The sequence below is a fragment of the Rhizobium sp. Pop5 genome, assembly GCF_024721175.1.
GTDB lineage: Bacteria > Pseudomonadota > Alphaproteobacteria > Rhizobiales > Rhizobiaceae > Rhizobium.
This window is the reverse complement of record NZ_CP099402.1, coordinates 656,598-671,668: the sequence shown is the minus strand read 5'-3', so window position 1 is coordinate 671,668 and position 15,071 is coordinate 656,598. Positions and strand designations below refer to the sequence as shown.

General features: G+C 58.2%; 14 protein-coding genes and 2 pseudogenes. 7 read left to right on the top strand and 9 right to left on the bottom strand.

The window, feature by feature from the left end:
* Positions 1-4: 4 nt before the first annotated feature.
* Positions 5-304 carry a hypothetical protein gene (locus NE852_RS31165; RefSeq protein WP_008523337.1) on the bottom strand — a complete coding sequence of 100 codons (300 nt, stop codon included), beginning with the start codon at positions 302-304 and terminating at the stop codon, positions 5-7.
* A 242-nt stretch (positions 305-546) separates the two neighbouring features.
* Here NE852_RS31165 and NE852_RS31160 point away from each other — a divergent pair, with 242 nt between their 5' ends.
* Complete coding sequence (locus tag NE852_RS31160) at positions 547-1,245, top strand: TetR/AcrR family transcriptional regulator (protein ID WP_245270529.1); 699 nt, start codon at positions 547-549, stop codon at positions 1,243-1,245.
* 60 nt (positions 1,246-1,305) lie between these two features.
* On the opposite strand, the gene NE852_RS31155 is transcribed toward NE852_RS31160, so the two are convergent.
* The 3 genes from NE852_RS31155 to NE852_RS31145 all read right to left on the bottom strand — a co-directional run bounded on the left by NE852_RS31155 (position 1,306) and on the right by NE852_RS31145 (position 4,422).
* Positions 1,306-1,674 carry an ethanolamine utilization protein EutQ gene (locus NE852_RS31155; protein WP_008523332.1) on the bottom strand — a complete coding sequence of 123 codons (369 nt, stop codon included), beginning with the start codon at positions 1,672-1,674 and terminating at the stop codon, positions 1,306-1,308.
* A gap of 43 nt (positions 1,675-1,717) precedes the next feature.
* Positions 1,718-3,235 (bottom strand): class I adenylate-forming enzyme family protein, encoded by a 1,518-nt coding sequence (locus NE852_RS31150; protein ID WP_128623494.1) that lies wholly within the window; start codon positions 3,233-3,235, stop codon positions 1,718-1,720.
* A gap of 173 nt (positions 3,236-3,408) precedes the next feature.
* A complete protein-coding gene (locus NE852_RS31145) occupies positions 3,409-4,422 on the bottom strand; it encodes a 3-keto-5-aminohexanoate cleavage protein (RefSeq protein WP_037170731.1) in 1,014 nt (337 codons plus the stop codon).
* A 175-nt stretch (positions 4,423-4,597) separates the two neighbouring features.
* Here NE852_RS31145 and NE852_RS31140 point away from each other — a divergent pair, with 175 nt between their 5' ends.
* From NE852_RS31140 to NE852_RS31130, 3 genes are all read left to right on the top strand, one after another.
* Positions 4,598-5,734 (top strand): saccharopine dehydrogenase family protein, encoded by a 1,137-nt coding sequence (locus NE852_RS31140; RefSeq protein WP_128623493.1) that lies wholly within the window; start codon positions 4,598-4,600, stop codon positions 5,732-5,734.
* Between the two features lie 119 nt (positions 5,735-5,853).
* On the top strand, positions 5,854-6,558 hold the full coding sequence (locus NE852_RS31135) for a CoA transferase subunit A (protein ID WP_008523324.1): 705 nt from the start codon (positions 5,854-5,856) through the stop codon (positions 6,556-6,558).
* Entirely contained in the window at positions 6,559-7,188 is a 630-nt protein-coding gene (locus tag NE852_RS31130) for a CoA transferase subunit B (protein WP_008523322.1), read from the top strand. It abuts the gene before it with no gap.
* A gap of 141 nt (positions 7,189-7,329) precedes the next feature.
* Here the strand turns inward: NE852_RS31130 and NE852_RS31125 are convergent, their stop codons facing one another.
* Together NE852_RS31125 and NE852_RS31120 are read right to left on the bottom strand one after the other, a co-directional pair.
* The gene (locus tag NE852_RS31125) at positions 7,330-7,713 is read right to left on the bottom strand and encodes a type II toxin-antitoxin system VapC family toxin (protein WP_008523320.1); all 384 of its coding nucleotides are present in this window, start codon (positions 7,711-7,713) and stop codon (positions 7,330-7,332) included.
* Positions 7,710-7,910, bottom strand: a complete 201-nt coding sequence (locus NE852_RS31120; protein WP_258157020.1) for a type II toxin-antitoxin system VapB family antitoxin — start codon at positions 7,908-7,910, stop codon at positions 7,710-7,712. The genes NE852_RS31125 and NE852_RS31120 overlap by 4 nt, the downstream gene beginning before the upstream one ends.
* A 948-nt stretch (positions 7,911-8,858) precedes the next feature.
* Between NE852_RS31120 and NE852_RS31115 the strand changes: the two genes are divergently transcribed.
* Both NE852_RS31115 and NE852_RS31110 read left to right on the top strand, forming a co-directional pair.
* Positions 8,859-10,157: an Nramp family divalent metal transporter gene (locus NE852_RS31115; RefSeq protein WP_258157018.1), complete on the top strand. Its 1,299-nt coding sequence runs from the start codon at positions 8,859-8,861 to the stop codon at positions 10,155-10,157.
* A gap of 471 nt (positions 10,158-10,628) precedes the next feature.
* Positions 10,629-12,464, top strand: a complete 1,836-nt coding sequence (locus NE852_RS31110) for a methyl-accepting chemotaxis protein (RefSeq protein WP_008523293.1) — start codon at positions 10,629-10,631, stop codon at positions 12,462-12,464.
* Between the two features lie 256 nt (positions 12,465-12,720).
* On the opposite strand, the pseudogene NE852_RS31105 reads toward NE852_RS31110, so the two are convergent.
* Positions 12,721-13,180, bottom strand: a pseudogene (locus NE852_RS31105) (transposase); the annotation flags it as partial.
* A gap of 175 nt (positions 13,181-13,355) precedes the next feature.
* Here NE852_RS31105 and NE852_RS31100 point away from each other — a divergent pair.
* Positions 13,356-13,736, top strand: coding sequence for a hypothetical protein (locus NE852_RS31100; RefSeq protein WP_008523289.1), 381 nt, complete (start codon positions 13,356-13,358; stop codon positions 13,734-13,736).
* Positions 13,737-13,825: 89 nt separating this feature from the next.
* Here NE852_RS31100 and NE852_RS31095 read toward each other — a convergent pair.
* A pseudogene (locus NE852_RS31095) lies at positions 13,826-14,110 on the bottom strand (IS110 family transposase); the annotation flags it as partial.
* A gap of 139 nt (positions 14,111-14,249) precedes the next feature.
* Complete coding sequence (locus tag NE852_RS31090) at positions 14,250-15,014, bottom strand: FadR/GntR family transcriptional regulator (RefSeq protein WP_008523284.1); 765 nt, start codon at positions 15,012-15,014, stop codon at positions 14,250-14,252.
* Positions 15,015-15,071 lie beyond the last annotated feature (57 nt).

Genomic DNA, 15,071 nt, shown 5'->3' with positions numbered 1-15,071 from the left:
CTCCTTAACCAAAATAGAACAGTGTCGCGATCCAGATCGCGACCCCGAGAATTGCCCAACTCGTGGCTTCGACGAAGCAGGCGCGCGTCGGCGCGTAGCATTCGGAGTCGATATGCGGAGCCTCTTCCAAGGATTGGATTCGTCTGGCGAGCTCCGCATCCAGAGCAACCTCGAACCCGCGGGCTTCGGGCAGGTGCGCCCGTTCCAATTCAATTGACATCGTCGTTCCCTTTTCTGGACGTTCCCGGCCGGTTGCCGGCTCTTTACTATTTGGCCGCACCAGCGGCGCCGCCTCGTTCGCCACATGCCCTTTCCAACAAGAGCAACAATGAATGAACGATCATTAATATTCCTCCCATAACGCCAATATGTCAAGCGCTTCCGTCGCGGCCCATGCCGATCTGAAAAGCCCACAAACGCAGTTGAAAACCCTCTAAATGCACCCGAAAAGTAATTCCGAGCAAGCGGCGAATTTTGACCATGTTCCTTTGACAGATCGGCATTGGTGACGCATTATGTGAACAGATATTCATGAGGATCATTATTGTGAACGAACTCGCACGCAACTATCAGGAGGCCGCTCCTGATGAGGCAGAGCGGTCACCCCGTCGTAACAACCAGGCCAGCAAAGTGTCGGCGAGTCGGTCGGACACACGAGAGCGACTGCTCGGCGCAGCGATCGAACTTTTTGGGTCAAGGGGTTTTGACGCTACCTCGATGAAGGACATTGCAAACGAGGTCGGCATCAAGGCACCGGCCGTCTACAATCACTATAAGTCCAAGGAAGAACTTCTGGCCGGGGCGGTGACGGAAGCGCTAGGCGCCTTCAACGCGGCGATCGCAGCCGCCGATTCCGCCGGGGCCGCTCCACTTGAACGTCTGCAAAGCATCACTACCGCTCACATCCTCTACCAGATCAACCATTCTAGGATAGCGCAGGCCAACGATCGTCTCCTCGAGTCCGGTATTCTGAGCAAGCTGGATCCGAGTGTCAGACACAAGGTGAAGGGCATGATGAGAGAACATCTTGACCGACTGACCAAGATCGTCGAGGCAATACCCTCGCCGGCGACAGGCTCGCCACCCGAGGCGCGGCTAACAGCCCTTGCAATCATCACGATGTGCGACAACGTGCTCAATTGGTATCGACCAAGCGGACCCTATACCCCAGAAAAGATCTGCAAACACTTCTATCATCTTGCGCAGAATATGCTTCTCGCTCGGACAGGTGCGCTTGAGAATTAGCAATCGACTTCGCGTTGCCCTCGACCGGCATTGATCTCGATGCCGTCGGGTCGATCGCTTTCACACTTGCGTCGCGTCTTGACTGAGCCGGTTGCGCCAATCGACTGGAGCGATCGCGATAAAGACGAGACTGTCTGCGCCGTCGTAAGCGAGTTCGGTGTCCTTTGGGATCCAGATCACATCGCCGGGGTGGAGAGTGTGAAGGATCAGGCCGACGCGAAGGCGGAACGCGCCCTCGATACACGTGATGAGCTCATCATAGCGCACTGTCCAAGGCACAGACCGACCGTTGAAGCGGGCGAGATAGGCGCCCATCGTCTCACTTTCCTGGGGCCCGACGAGGCGCGCAATCGATGCCTCACCAGGCCCTTCACCGTATGCGGCAAATTCAGTCGTATCCTTGCGGAATACCGTTGGTTCTCTATGCATGGCTTGTTCCTGCTGCTGTCGCCGAGAAGAGGCGGCGGCTTTCCTAGTGACCTTGCGCGGATGAGAGGTAGGCGGCGCGCACGGCACGTCTGTCAAGCTTTCCTGAGGCCGTGCGCGGAAGGTCGTTGCCGACGATAATCGTTTCCGGCACGGCATAGCCCGGAAGTTGCGTACGCAGGAAATCCAGGAGCGCCGGGACATTTACCTTTGTCTCTGGACGAGGCTCGAGCGCGGCGACGATGCTGTTCTGCAGCACTGGGTGAGGAATGCCAAATACCACAGCTTGAGCGACTTCGGGGATCTTTGCCATTGCCGCCTCGATAAAGGAGGGAAGAATCTTTTCCCCACCCCTGTTGATCACGTCATCCCGGCGGCCGACGTGATATAGAAGGCCAAGCTCGCGACGTTCCCCGAGATCGCCGGTCCGAAGCCATTCGCCTTGGATTTTCTCGGCGGTGACGTCGGGGCGGCGCCAGTATTCGCGCATGCGCGTTTCGCCACGCACCCAAATCTCCCCCGGAACCCCATCCGGCACATCTTGACCATTCTCATCCACCAGCCGCAACTCCACGCCTTTGGCCGGATAGCCGATCGAGTCGCCGTGGCTTAGGATGAATTCAGGCGGAAGAAGAGTGCAACACGACGTGAATTCGGTCAGGCCATAGCCATGCACCAACCGCAGGTTTGGCCAGCGCTGATGCATTTCCAAGGACCATGGCGCAGGCATCGGCGAACCGCCGAACAGAACCAACCGCGCCGGCCCGTAAATCGCCTCGGCACCTTCGGCTGTCATCATCATCCGCAAAACGCTCGGGACCGCCGTGACGAAGCTGACGGGACGGCGCTTGCATGCCTCAATGGCCCCTTGCGTCCGATATCGTGGCAGAAGATCGGAGCGGCCGCCGAGAAAGAGCATGGTGCAGAGTTGATCGACAAAGCCGGTATTGTGAAACAAGGGGGCAACAATCAACGTCGAGGGTGACTGGTCATCGCCTATTAGGTCAGCGAATACCTCCGCGTTCTGCCGCAGGGCCTTATGAGTGATGACTGCACCCTTTGGAACTCCTGTGGTGCCGGAGGTGAAGCTAATCAAAGCGTCTTCCGACGCCTCCGGCAGGGCAGGGAGTTCCGTGGCTGTTTCAAGCGAGAAGAAGGACCTGCCGGCAGAGCCGGTGATCGAGAACACTTCGACTCCGGCGCATTCCTTAAACATGCCCAAATGGAGGTCGTCCGCTAGAACAATACGTGCCTCGAGTATCTCCAGCAATTCGCCGACTTGCGCGGGCGCCAGCCGATTGTTCATTGGCACGGAGATTGCGCCGATGCGCATCGTCGCCAGATAGCATATGACCCACTGCCAAGTATTGTTACCGACAAGGACCACCCGGTCCCGCCTTTGTACACCGAGTGAGACCAGCCGCCTGGACGCTGCTTCCACCAGGGAAGCCAATGAAGCGTACGAAATCTCCGTATCCCCATCGGTGACTGCGGCAGCGTCGGGTGTGCGCTCGCCCCAGTCGAGCAAGGCATGAAGAATCGTCCGATAGTTGCGGTAAGCCACTGACTTCTCTCCTGGTTCGAAATAAATCCGATCGCTGGCCGGATTGAGAGATCGTCGCTTCCAGACAGCTGGTCTGTTCGGCTAAGCGGTCCTGCGATCGATGCTACCACACAACGCGTGTCGAGACCGCGCCTTTGCGGGAGGCGACACCGTGTCAGTGTCGCCTCAGAGGGTCACGCGCGCAGCGTCATAAGATCGCGATACTCATCGGCGGTCATCAGATCGCGGCCTAGTGCACCCGCTATTCCAGAAATCTGCTGGAATACCTCGACGTTCGACTGAATCTTGTCGTCACGGTGAGGCCACTTCCAAACCGTGTCTTCCATGCCGACCCGCACATGAACGCCGAGCAGGATTGCCAGGGTCGCAAGGTAACTGCTGGTACGACCGCCGGTGCAGGCGATGATGGTAGAGTCTGCGTCGATGTGGCGGATGAGCCGAACGAGCCGAAGGAAGCCGTCGACCATCGTTTCGGGCGAGTACATCGGGCTGCAGCCCGGAAGACCGGGCAGAACCAGCCAGTTCAGAGGGCCCTGAATGAGGCCACTGTCGATCAGATACCGGCGGGCATTGTCGATGTCGGCATCGGAGTAAACCGCAATCTGCGGCGTGAGGCCGGCGTCGAGGGCGCGCTTGGTTTTCTCGATGATTGTCGCGGGAGATTTGACGAAGTGATTGTCGCCGAGAATGAGGGCCGTCGTGTTGACCGGCACGCCCTCCATAAGGCCGAGCTTCATCATTTCGGCCATCATTCGCTCTTCATCCGCGTTCACTGCAACGAGGCAGGCGTCCAGTGCGACATGCTGATGGTTGGTGCGCAGATGCGTCAGCGTTTCGCGGAAAAGACCAGTGTCGAGCACGTTGTAGCCGCGTTCGTCTCTCGCATGAATATGGATGATCTGCGCTCCTGCGGCGATGCATTCCTCAGCGGAGCGGATGATCTCCTCAGGCGTAATCGCCTGGTTGGGGTTCTCGTTCTTCGTATAGAAGGCGCCATTGATCGCGGTCGACAGGATGAGCTTGGGCGGAGCCTCCCATTTCGGCATCGGCTCGGCGTCCGAAAAGGCAGTTCGGTCGATCGACATAATCGACGGGAAACCGAAAACTTTCCAACTCGCCTGGGCTCCCTCCCGGGATACCCATTTGTTTACCTGCTCCCAATTTACCGTGTTCGGTCTGCGTGACATTAGAACCTCCCTTGCAGCAATATGAATGAACGTTAATGCATATTGACAAAGGTGTAAAGACCCAATCCGTTGGATGCCATGTTGCGCACAAGCCCATCCAACAGCCGCCGACGCTCTTGACGAATAAAAAAATTGGGCGCCTAATGAATTAACGTTCATTCTTTAGGAGGAGACGATGAGCCCAACAATTATGCTCGTGGGCGCGGGCCACATGGGAAGGAGCGCGCTCGCAATCCTCGCGCGGTCACTGCCCAACGCAAGGTTCGTCGTCGTCGACCGGTCCGCAGAAAGCCTGCGTCTGGGTGAAGCGATCGCCCCTGAAAGAATAGCAAGCCGTCAATTTGATATTTCGAGTGACGGCCTCGACGCATCAGGTATGGATCTGGTGGTGAACTTGGCCGGCCCGTTTTTTCTCGGCTCGGATGGAGCGGCACGCGCGGCCATCGCCGCAGGTGCGGCCTACATCGATGTAGGGGACGATGCCGAAGGCACGACGACAATTCTCGCTCTGGACGAGTCGGCCAAATCCGGAAATGTGCCGGTGATAACGGGTGCCGGACTCTCGCCGGGCGTATCAAATTGGCTTGCCTGCAGCTTGCTTGAAAGTCACCCGGACCTCGACGGCGTCAAAATTGTCTGGATCACGCGCGAGCCGGATCCGGGCGGCCTCGCTGTATTGCGGCACATGTTGCACATGGCGGTAGCGCCGTGTCCGACGTGGCGAAACGGCGGTATGGAATTCACCAAGGGCTTTGTTCCGGAAACCGCCGAAAGCTTCGATGTACCGCCCCCCTTTCATCGGATCGAGGCCTACGACACTGCCCATCCGGAGCCAGTCACGTTAGGGCGCTTTCGTCCCGATCTTTCGCTGGTTCAGTGCAAGGGCTCGCTCTTCCCGAATTGGGCGAATGCCGCCTTCTCGACACTCGGACGAATTGGTTTCGGCCATTCCGACATGGTGGTCGAAATTGACGGCAAGGACGTACAGCCGATCGAGGTTTTGTGGAAGTTGCTCTGGAAGAGACATGAATTGAAGCCGAGCGCGCAACGAATCTCGGCGACCCAGGTCAACGTCATCGGCACGCGAGGGAACAAGCCGATCGTTATGAAGTCGATCACGGATGCGGGAGACATGAGCCGTGGCACGGGACTCGGCATCTCCGCCGCGGCGCTATCACTTCTTGAGGGCGGTGTTCCAGCGGGAGCCAACGGAGTGGAGGCGATCCCCTATCAGAGTGGCATCGACCGTTTCCTGCGTCTTGCCAGCGACGCGGAGTGTTTCGCCGACGGCGTCGTGACCACCCGCTTCTGAATAAGCGCTCGGCTCGGGCACGAGCACACTGCTGAGTGGCCCTTAGGGCAACTGTCATGCGATGGGCCGGGTGAGGCGATGCACGCCATGCAGGCCAAACCAATGGTTAAGGGAGAGCCATGAACAAGACCTATCCAACAGCCGAGGCCGCACTCGCCGGTCTCCTTTATGATGGCATGACAATCGCGTCGGGCGGCTTTGGGCTGTGCGGAATCCCGGAACTCTTGATTACCGCGATAAGGGACGCCGGAACGAAGAACATGACCATCGCCTCCAACAATTGCGGCGTCGATGATTTTGGACTCGGTATTCTTCTGAAAACGAGGCAGATCAGCAAGATGATCTCGTCCTACGTCGGTGAGAACGCTGAGTTCATGCGGCAATATCTGAGCGGGGAGTTGGAGCTCGAGTTCAATCCGCAAGGCACTCTTGCCGAGCGCATGCGCGCCGGTGGCGCAGGCATTCCCGCTTTCTACACCCCCACTGGCGTGGGCACAGTGATCGCCGAAGGCAAAGAGCATAAGGAATTCGACGGCAGGACCTTTGTCCTCGAACGTGCGATCGTCGCAGACGTTTCCATCGTGAAGGCCTGGAAGGCCGACCCCGCAGGCAATCTGCTGTTCCGAAAGACAGCGCGCAACTTCAATCCCCCTGCTGCCACATGCGGAAAGATTTGCGTTGCGGAGGTTGAGGAGATTGTCCCTCTAGGCTCGCTCGATCCTGACCACATTCACCTTCCGGGAATCTATGTTCATCGCCTGATACAAGGGCAGCAAGTGAAACAGATCGAGCAACGAACGGTTCGTAAACGGGAGGCTCAATAAATGGCTTGGGACCGCAATCAGATGGCCGCCCGCGCAGCGCTGGAACTACAGGACGGCTGGTATGTAAATCTTGGCATCGGCATTCCGACCCTCGTATCGAACTATATTCCGGACGGGGTCAATGTCACCTTGCAATCTGAAAACGGGATGCTGGGTATGGGCCCCTTCCCCTACGAAGGTGAGGAGGACCCAGATCTGATCAACGCCGGGAAACAGACGATCACGGAATTGCCGCAGACGGCCTACTTCGATAGCGCGACTTCCTTTGCAATGATCCGTGGTGGAAAGATCGCAATGGCCATCCTCGGCGCGATGGAGGTGTCCGAGGAAGGAGATCTCGCCAACTGGATGATCCCCGGTAAGCTTGTGAAGGGGATGGGCGGCGCTATGGATCTAGTCGCCGGGGTTGGACGTGTGGTTGTCCTCATGGAGCATGCGAACAAAGCAGGCGAATCGAAGATTCTGAAGAAATGCAGTCTACCCTTGACTGGAAAGGGCGTAGCGAACCGGGTCATCACCAATCTCTGCGTATTTGATGTGGTCCCAGGCGGATTGAAGGTAGTGGAATTGGCGCCGGGAACGTCAGAGAGTGATGTTCTGGCAGCGACCGAGGCCCGTATTGTCGGCTGAGTATTGTAGCCTTCTCATGAGCGCGGCGGACGGCTTGTTGCTAGGGTGTTCATGTTCTTGGCCAAAAAGATCGCATAATGGATCGATCGGAACTCTGCACTCAGGCGGCTCGCGACCAGCATGAGCGCTTCGATATAGCATTTAGTTTCGCGGGTTGTCAGGGGTGTGCAGTGAAGCCCCCGCCTTTTCGGCCGCTGCCCGCAGACGCTTGTCTCTGGTCCACAGGGCCGCTCGTTGGTCGAGGAGAACTGAGGCCATCAAGTGGGCATCTGTGTAGCCAATGCCCATGCTGAAAATGGAGTGGCGATCAATCATCATCATGACTTCGTCGTGAGTCGCGACGAACGCTTCGCGCTGGGCCGCTAGGAAGGCTATCACGCTACTGCGATCCCGAAGGCCGCCAAGTGCGAGCTCTCCGATTACGGCTGGATGGCATAAGAGACGATCGTCCTCAATAATCCTACGCAACTCTGAATCGGCATGTCGGAAATGATCGATCCAGATGGAAGTGTCGGCAAGTATCACTTGGCAACTGCGCTCCGGCGGCGTGGGGCTGCCTCCGCATCCGGCATAGTTCCGCCGAGCGCGATGAGGCGTTTTCCTGATTCCACGCGAACAAGCGTCTCTAACGCTTGGCGGACCAGAGTGGCGGTTTCTTTCGTGCCGGTTAGGGACCTAGCCCTTTCCATGAGGATATCGTCGAGATTAATAGTTGATCGCATCTTTTGGCTTCCTCATTTTGGTCTTACAAATAGCACCATTTGGTGATGAAATATATGCCTTATCTCCACTACAATACGTCCGCCGTCGGATGATGCAAATCCGGCAACATGGTATATTGCGCGGTCGCGGGCGCCCCCCAGCTTAGGGCAAGTGCGGCCTCGCCAGCGATATGTGTCGACGTCGCACCCCTGAAACCAAAAACTGCAGGCGCGCGGGTTCGACTGCACGATTGTGGAATGGCGGGGTCGGTGCTTCGTATCCCCTCAAGGCGTGCAAACGGATGGATCTGGCGCCACCGATCCAATTGACTTCCGTGATATTTTTTTATTTGCAAAGGTTACCTCGAACATCGGGCTGAGAAGCGTGGATGGCCCTGCCGTATAAGCGCGACCGCTTCCCAAATCCCGCAAACTTGATAGCAAAGACAGCGGGGTCAGAAACAGGGGCTTGTGGCCACCGTGTGGCCGGCAAAGGGGACGGTATGGGCTTTATGGCAGCTGTTTCGATCGGCCTCGCCATCGGTCCGGCGGGTAACCGGCGGTGCCCGGTTAGGTCGTCTGCGGAGGAGCAGATCGAGTGCCATCGAAGCGGGACCGAAGCGAATGAAAAGGTCTTTAGCCGCAATGACATCCGGATCATGTTTTCTTGAAGTCCGCCAGAGAATAGGGCACCCCTGATCCCTCGGCGCGCCGTTCGAACCGTCGCTGCGAGGGCAATCTATGATCCCTTCATTTCGACCAGTCAAATCGAGACGAGGCTGGAAAGTTTCTTCGTGGGCAAGTCATCGCGAAGGAGCACACAGCGATTGAGAATGGTTGCCTTGAAGTATTTGAAGTTGAATCATTTTTAGCTCTCCTGCCCCTCCGGAACAAACAGTCGACATCGGCGATTCATTCGCACCGAGAGCGGTGGAAACGCGCCGTATCGGGATGTGCTGGGAGATAGTGATGAGCGGCGACCATTTGGACGACAGAAGTGCGGTCGTTGAACCTTCGAAACCGCGACTGCTGGAGATACTGGGGCCTGGCCTGGTCACCGGTGCCTCGGACGACGATCCGAGCGGGATCGCGACCTATTCTCAGGCGGGATCGCAATTCGGCTACATTGTGAGTTGGACGCTGATACTGACGTATCCGCTGATGGTCGCCGTGCAGATGATCAGTGCCCGCATCGGCCGGACCACCGGTCGGGGGTTGGCGGGCAGCATGGCCCAGTGTTATCCGCGCTGGGTCGGCGTGAGCGTCACCGTCCCGCTTCTACTCGCCAATGTCATCAATCTCGGCGCCGATCTTGGGGCGATGGGAGACGCGGCTCATTTGCTGATCAACGGCAACCCGTTGATCTATGTCGCTGCCTTCGGTGTCATCTGCGTCCTCTTCCAGGTCCTATTGAAGTATAAGCGCTACGTCGCGGTCCTGAAATGGCTGAGTCTGGCGCTACTCTCCTACATTGCGACTCTGTTTGTCGTACATGTCGACTGGTCGAACTTCACGCGCGGGCTCCTGCTGCCGACATTTAAGGCGGATCCGAATTATTGGTCGATGATCGTCGCCATCTTCGGTACGACCATCAGCCCCTATCTTTTCTTCTGGCAAGCCTCCCAGGAGGCCGAAGACCTGAAGGAGAAGCCCCGCGAGGAAGCGCTGGTGAAGCATCCGCAAGAGGCAAAACGGGCCGAGACGCGGATCACCCTGGATACGCTGATCGGCATGGCCGCCTCCAATATCGTCGCGCTTGCGATCATGACGACGACTGCGGCGACCCTCAACGAGGCGGGTGCGACCAATATCGAGAGCTCCGTCGATGCTGCGAAAGCGATCGAGCCGCTCGCCGGGCACTTTGCCAAGATCATCTTTGCGACCGGCATAATCGGAACCGGTTTGTTGGCGGTCCCCGTTCTTGCCGGTTCGGCAGCCTATGCGATCGGCGAGGCGGCACGCTGGAAGGTCGGACTGTCGCGCGAGCCTAGCGAGGCGAAGGCCTTCTACACAACACTGGGGCTGGCGACGGCTGTCGGAATGCTTTTGAATTTTACGCCGATCGCGCCAATGAAGGCCTTGTTCTGGAGCGCCGTCATCAATGGGATCGTCTCGGTTCCCGTCATGGTGATCCTGATACTGATCGCGTCTAATCGGAAGGTCATGAAGCAGTTTGTCATCGGAGGCGCCTTGAAAGCATTTGGCTGGGCCTCTTGCCTTGCGATGTTCGCCGCCGTGATCGGCATGGCCGTGACTGCACTCCTCTGAGCATTGGGCGCGAACTGCATGTCAAAGCTGGTCAGCAGAGCCATAAGAACTCGCGATCGAGTTCGCGAGAAGCCCGCTCTCGCGGACTTCTCATCTCGGCGTGTTTGTTTGCAAAGCGCCGCGCCGCCAGGAAGTCGAAGGTATCTCCCTTGCATCAAAACGAAATTGCCCGCTATCGGAGGACCTATTAAAATCTCCGCGAGCTTGGCCTCGTCGTCGATCGTGACTCGATCCTGCCGCGTCGAACGAATGATTCGCCGCCACCGCGTCTGCTGCATCGATTTGCCGAGCGCCGGATGCACACCCTGGATAGTATGTCGCAGCGACGTTTCTATGTGTCGTTTGTAAGCAAGGCAAATCTCGGAACGGGGGAGGGCAGAAACGAATAAAGTTAAGTCAAAATTAGCAAATCCAGCAAACTCTTGGGGGTGCCCGACCCGCGTGGTCACTCCTCAGGAGCTGGAGACCAGAATGAAGCGCCCGAGTGTCAAGCAGGCCCTTATTGCCGTTTTGTCCGTCATCTGCGCCTTCCTTGTCGTCTTATCCTACAGTTCCCTCAGCACGATCTCGACGCTGAACGAGAATACGCAGCAAATTGGCGGCTTCTGGGTGAAACGGCTGATCACGGCCAGGGATATCAAAGGGAATTTCTCCGATTTGAAGCTGGCTTACGCGCGCTACCTGTTGGAGGCGTCAACAGAAAAGCGAGCCGCGGAAGCGAAGCTGGTCGACGACGCGACTTCCACGGTCAAGGGCGCGATCGATGAATATGTGAAAGGCGTCCGTACCGAGCGGGGCCGCGAGCTAATCAATCAGGTCAGCTCGGAACTGAAAAAATACGGCGAGCTCGCCGAACACATGGTTCAACTGCAGGACAGCGGAAAGGGCGTCGAGGCGGTCAGCTTCTTCCGCGAGAATATGGAGCCGCAATCCGATCTCGTCAGCCAGAAGATCGCAGAGCTTGTGGCCTTCATTTTGAGTCAGACCGAGACCTATGTGGCGGCAAGCGGCGCCGCCGCAAGCAGTGCGTTCATAATTACAGCAATAATTGCAACTCTTGCAGTTCTTGTCGCCTTGGCCGGAACGACATTTGCCGTGCTCGGCATCGCAAACCCGATCCGACGCATCGCCTCCGCCATGAAGATCTTGTCCGACGGCGATCTACAAAGCGAGATCCCCTATGCCGGCCGCGCCGACGAGATCGGCGCGATGGCGGCAGCGGTTGAAGTGTTCCGGCAGAACGCGATAAATGTGCTTCGCCTGGAGCAGGAGGCGTCCGCATCGCGAAGTCAATCAGAGGCCGCTCGTGCAGCAGCACAGGAGCGTGCTGAGCGAGAAGCGCAACAATTGCGCTTTGCGACAACCAGCCTGGGCGACGGGCTGAGACGGTTGGCTGGCGGCGACGTCTCTTTTCAGCTGGCGGAGCCCTTCGCCGCGGAATACGAGCAATTGCGCGAGGACTTCAATACGTCACTCAAACAGCTCGGTACGGCGATCGGCGCTGTTTTGCAAACGGTGCACAGCATCGACAATGGAACGCGCGAAATCGCGTCCGGTGCGCAAGATCTTTCCAAGCGCACGGAACAGCAGGCCGCCTCGCTGGAAGAGACGGCAGCCGCTCTCGATGAGATTACCACCAACGTTATCATCGCCTCGAAGCGAACCGACGAGGCTCGCAATGTGGCGCAGGAGGCGAATGTCAGCGCCGAACGCTCCGCTGCCGTTGTGTCTGAAGCCGAACAGGCCATGAGGCGTATTGAGGACAGCTCGGAGCAAATCTCCAATATCATTGGTGTGATCGACGAAATCGCTTTCCAGACGAACCTCCTGGCGCTGAACGCAGGCGTCGAGGCAGCCCGGGCCGGAGAAGCCGGCAAAGGCTTTGCCGTCGTCGCTCAGGAGGTTCGCGAGCTAGCGCAACGCGCGGCGACTGCTGCGAAAGAGATCAAAGGGCTCATCGAAAAGTCGTCTGTTGAGGTCGGCACCGGCGTGAAACTAGTCCTCGAGACCGGCCAGTCGCTTAAGTCGATTGGCGATCAAGTGGCTCAGATCAATCAGCTGATGTCGTCGATTGCGACATCCGCCCGCGAGCAGTCCACCGGACTCGCCGAGATCAATACCGCGGTCAACCACATGGATCAGTCGACTCAGCAGAATGCGGCAATGGTCGAACAGTCAACGGCAGCGGCCGCGTCCTTGTCGAGCGAGGCGGCCAGACTTCGCGATCTGGTCAATCAGTTTCGTCTCGACGATCTCCCCAGCCGCGTCGCTGCGATGAGAAATGATGTCAGGGGCAGGGCGGCATAATCATCGCTCAGCTGCGGGTTCGTGCGACTGCTGTACTGCTGACGGATGAACGCTCCTGCGTCAGCTGATCGGCCGCTCGCTTGTGTCGAGGACTGCGGCATCATCTTGGACCTCACGGAGCTCTTGTAGGATGGGTGCGCGCGCAACGGGCGACCACTCTTCGTGCTCTGGGAAAATGTCGCTTGCCATGGGTCCGATTGCCTTCGCAACGGGTATCCCGAAAATGCGTTCGAACGCTGGATTGAGTGTTGATCGACTAGTCACCTGAATCTGAAGTTCGGTTCATTGTCTTCTGGCAAAAGCACTTGACCGAGGCGAGGATCCGGTCGGCGGATTTGACCCACTTATATGGGATGGGATTTTCGTTGTGGGTTCGATGAATGCGTCGATGTCGGCTTCCAGTTCTGCGGCGGAACGGTGTACGCCATGCTGCAACTGCTTTCGTGTCAGCTCTGCGAACCACCGCTCGACCTGATTGATCCAGGATGCCGACGTTGGCGTGAAATGAACATGCCAGTGTGGCGGCGCGCCAGCCAGGCCTTGACCATCGGCGTTTTGTGGGTCGCATAGCTGTCCATCACACCACCTCCGGCTCCTTGGGCATCTCGGTGTCGATCCGCTTCAGGAAGTCGAGGAATTCGGTAGCCCGGTGACGCTTGTAGCACTGACGCACCCGTAGCAACATCGAGCGTGGCGAACAAACCCCCGTTGTAGTGCCCGCTCGGCTTGCTTGCCGGCGTCGATATCGATGATCCCGACTGCCGGTTCCGGTATACTGCCCGGCAGAAGAATTGCCGGTGGCGTGTGGCTGGGTTTTAGGATTTCAGGCCGCCATTTGCTTTTGGTCTCACCGCTCTACCTCAATCGACAGAGGCAGTGGAGGAAGTAGCATTGCGTAACCCGATCATATTATTTGCCTTTGCCGCGTTCGCCTTCTCGGCAAATGCGATGGCACAGTCGCCTGAGCTCGAGGATACCTGCAAATCCGTGGCAAAGAGCTTCTTCATGACCGATCAGCTCGCTATCGGCACCGTGCAATCCTTTCCCGAATTGAAGCCGCCGGGTGTCCGCATGTCGTATTCGACGCGGCAGGGAACGGCGCCGGCCGAAATGACGGACATATTCGAATGCGAGTTCGACAAGGCGGACAAGCCGCACAATCTGGCGCGCTTCTGCGTGTCGAGCACGTGCTATTCACCGAACGTCGATGACGGTGACCGCAAGCGCCGCTTCGACGAAATGCGCATTCTTCTCAACCGCGCTGAAAAATAGGATAGCGCGTGCTGGGCCTGATACCGACAAGGCTCGCGCTGGCTCTCACCGTCGCGGGACAGACCAACGGCTTTGTGCGCGGCTTCGGGGCGATCTCGATTGACAGGTTCGTATTCCCGAATTCCCTGTGTGAAGAGCAGTCCCTTTATGCAATTGACGTGGAAGACGCGCTCGGCAATCAGAGTTTTCCGCTCCCGCCCGATTCGTCGGTTGTCGTCTTCCTCGGGTGTGAGAAGCCTGACCATTGAGCACGCACGAGGCTCGCTACGTTTCCATGCAATCAAAGCGCGGATCAGCGTCTCGCCGTCGATGCGGTCGGTCGTCGCCCGGCGATGCCGGCGCGGCATGGCAATCGATGCGGCTTCTACGATGTGGCGGCGCGGTCTTTATCGACCTTGTCGAAGACGTCCGATGGGATCCGTCTTGGGGTCGCCTCAGGTAATAGCAGACGCCGCGGTCTCTAATGGACCAGGCAGCCTGGGCAATGCTGCACTTATCTTCCGGAGGATGCCCTCAGAAGGACAGGTCGAGCACCCTGCCCTCGAACAGCCGGTCCCTTGAGCCTTCGAGATGCGCCTTCATCAGCCTTTGTGCGTCGTCGGCCCGGCCATCGGCGATCGCCTTGTAGATGGCGTTGTGCTCTTCGTAGACCTGTTCCAGCCCCTGGCGGGGCCCAAGCAGCGACAGGCCGTGCAGATGCATGCCGACGGCGATATGGGCTTTCAGCGCATCGATCGAGGCCGTGTAATAGTGATTGTTGGCAGCTTCCGTCACCGCGCGATGGAAGGTGAAATCCGCGTCGGCGCGGTGAAGCTGATGGCTGGTCGCCTCGCGCAGATCCGCAAGGGCGTTGGCGATCTTCTGGATCGCCTGCTCATTGCGCCGCTTGGCGGCAAAATAGGCGGCAGCCGGCTCGATCGTCAGGCGGAATTCGTAGCAGCGCTGAATGTCGGCGATCGTTTTGACCGGCGAATAGGCAAGCTGCGTCGTAGGCGATCCATGGGCGCTGACGAAAGTGCCGGCGCCTTGCCGGGCATAGACCATGCCTTGATCGCGCAGGCGCGCCAGCGCGTCGCGGACGATCGGCCGGGACACACCCAGCATCGAGGCCAGCTCATGTTCGCCAGGAAGGCGGGAATCCGGCGGGTAGTTTCCGCCGCGGATGCGTTCCAGCAACTGGTCGAAGACGCGATCGACCAGCTTGACGGCCTTGCCGCGTTCGGGCTTGCCCGGTGGGCCGGCTTCCGCGTTCAAAGATTCGCCATTCGCTTCAACCACGTCATTCTCCCCGACGGTATCTTACTAGAGCATGATGCCGAAAAGTGTGAGCGGTTT

Excerpts from the sequence above, each read along its gene's own strand:
- NE852_RS31130 (WP_008523322.1), top strand. The coding sequence starts at position 6,559 with ATGGCTTGGGACCGCAATCAGATGGCCGCCCGCGCAGCGCTGGAACTA.
- NE852_RS31155 (WP_008523332.1), bottom strand. The coding sequence starts at position 1,674 with ATGCATAGAGAACCAACGGTATTCCGCAAGGATACGACTGAATTTGCC.
- NE852_RS31115 (WP_258157018.1), top strand. The coding sequence starts at position 8,859 with ATGAGCGGCGACCATTTGGACGACAGAAGTGCGGTCGTTGAACCTTCG.
- NE852_RS31110 (WP_008523293.1), top strand. The coding sequence starts at position 10,629 with ATGAAGCGCCCGAGTGTCAAGCAGGCCCTTATTGCCGTTTTGTCCGTC.
- NE852_RS31120 (WP_258157020.1), bottom strand. The coding sequence starts at position 7,910 with ATGCGATCAACTATTAATCTCGACGATATCCTCATGGAAAGGGCTAGG.
- NE852_RS31140 (WP_128623493.1), top strand. The coding sequence starts at position 4,598 with ATGAGCCCAACAATTATGCTCGTGGGCGCGGGCCACATGGGAAGGAGC.
- NE852_RS31145 (WP_037170731.1), bottom strand. The coding sequence starts at position 4,422 with ATGTCACGCAGACCGAACACGGTAAATTGGGAGCAGGTAAACAAATGG.
- NE852_RS31135 (WP_008523324.1), top strand. The coding sequence starts at position 5,854 with ATGAACAAGACCTATCCAACAGCCGAGGCCGCACTCGCCGGTCTCCTT.